Raw genomic sequence first — 1,759 nt, forward strand, 5'->3', positions numbered from 1 at the left:
ATAAATAATATTCGGTTAAGTTTTATTTCCAAGTTGTGATATATATATCAATTATGGTAAATATTAATAATCATAAGCTTATAATACATGGGCAAAAAACAAGAATAAAAACACCTAGGCACTTTCCTACCCTCGACCATTACTTTTCATTAGTAATAATTATTAAGTAAGTTTTCTCAATGAAAAGTAAATTTTATCAACTAATTAAATACCTTTATAAAGTTACTATCTGAGTATCAAAAGATCTCAGAAAAAGGACTAAAATTATCATTTTTTGGAGAGATGAAATTATTGTTTTCCCTTATCAATTTTAGATATGGAAAAAACATACATACCTACTTATATTTCTGTACATCATAAGGATATTCATATGTAAAGATGAGATTAAAAAGTAAGGTCTTTATCCTGACTCTCACACCACTATTAGTGATCAGTAGTCTCTTTATTGGTGTGACTGCCAATCAGTTTGCTTTGATCGCCGACCAAGAGTCAGAGACCTTGGCAGCTGATATGTTGCATGTAAGACAAAGCAGCTTGAAACATCATGTTCAGCTCGCATCTCAAGTAATAGAACAGATTGAATCATCCTCTCTTGTTGTGGAAGATGGCTTTCTCTTGCATGTAGTCAAAGCTCTACGCTTCGGTGATAATGGCTATTTCTATATTTATGATGACAAAGGTAGGAACATTGCACACCCTGTATTACCAGAGCTAGAGGGGCGTAATTTAATCGACCTGAAGGATCCAAACGGAAACAACGTTATTCGAAGCCTTCTCGATGCAGCACGTTACGGTAATGGATACCATGAATACCTGTGGTACAACCCATCAACAAAGGAAGTTGAGCCCAAGCTTGGATACGCCATGTGGCTACCCGATAAGAAATGGATATTAGGCACGGGTATTTATATTAAAGATATTGATCAGCAAGTAAAAGAGCTTCGTGAAGTTATTGAATCAAGTATGCATCGGGTCTATACAATATTTATTTCAGTATTAATCGTCATTATTATTCTTATCGTCATCGTGGCATTAGCCATTAATTTGCACGAGAGCTATGCATCAAATTTATGCCTCAGAGAATTAACATATAAAAATGTCATGCTACAAGAGGAAAGTAGAAAGAAATTATCCAGAGAGCTTCATGATGGTGTCAATCAATTAATTATCTCAGCAAAGTGCCATATGGAAGTCATCAAAATTTCATTACAGAGAAATAAACCTATTCACGTTCTCAAACACGTGACTAGTAGTGAAGAGTCATTAATTGAAGCTATTAATGAAGTGAGACGTATATCGAGGCAATTGAGACCAAGTGCATTAGATGACATTGGCTTGATTGCCGCTGTAAAGTGTCTGACAGATGATTTTTTCGCCACTCACAACACCGAAGTCACATTGTCACTCGATGCAACACTTCCTTGGTTACCAAACGATATTAGCACAAGCCTTTATCGAGTCGTTCAGGAGTCAATAGTCAATAGTCAATAGTCAATGTATCTAAGCATACCGATAGCCGATCTGTAACAATAAAACTCGACTACTCGCCACCATCTGTCCGGTTATCGATTAAGGATAAAGGACAGGGTTTTCAGGTTGAGAGAGCGTTATCAGGCGAAGGAATTGGTCTGAGGAATATGAAGGAAAGGATTGAATACATAGGTGGTGAATTCCAGGTTTGGTCTAAACCCGGCGAAGGGACTGTGTCCACTTCCCCGTTAACGAGACAACGAATAACTAGAGATTTCCAGTCTCCGTC

At 36.9% G+C, this 1,759-nt stretch carries 2 protein-coding genes; both read left to right on the forward strand.

Annotation, left to right across the window (positions count from 1 at the left end):
- Positions 1-378: 378 nt before the first annotated feature.
- Entirely contained in the window at positions 379-1,491 is a 1,113-nt protein-coding gene (locus CS022_RS24490) for a cache domain-containing protein (protein ID WP_129124468.1), read from the forward strand.
- On the forward strand, positions 1,488-1,759 hold a 272-nt coding region (locus CS022_RS28380), incomplete at its 3' end, for a sensor histidine kinase (protein ID WP_408057302.1). The genes CS022_RS24490 and CS022_RS28380, both read left to right, overlap by 4 nt.

Origin of the sequence: Veronia nyctiphanis, assembly GCF_004116385.1 — a bacterium.
GTDB classification, from domain to species: domain Bacteria; phylum Pseudomonadota; class Gammaproteobacteria; order Enterobacterales; family Vibrionaceae; genus Veronia; species Veronia nyctiphanis.

Bases quoted from the DNA above. Each gene is read 5' to 3' on its own strand.
- CS022_RS24490 (WP_129124468.1), top strand. From the start codon at position 379: ATGAGATTAAAAAGTAAGGTCTTTATCCTGACTCTCACACCACTATTA.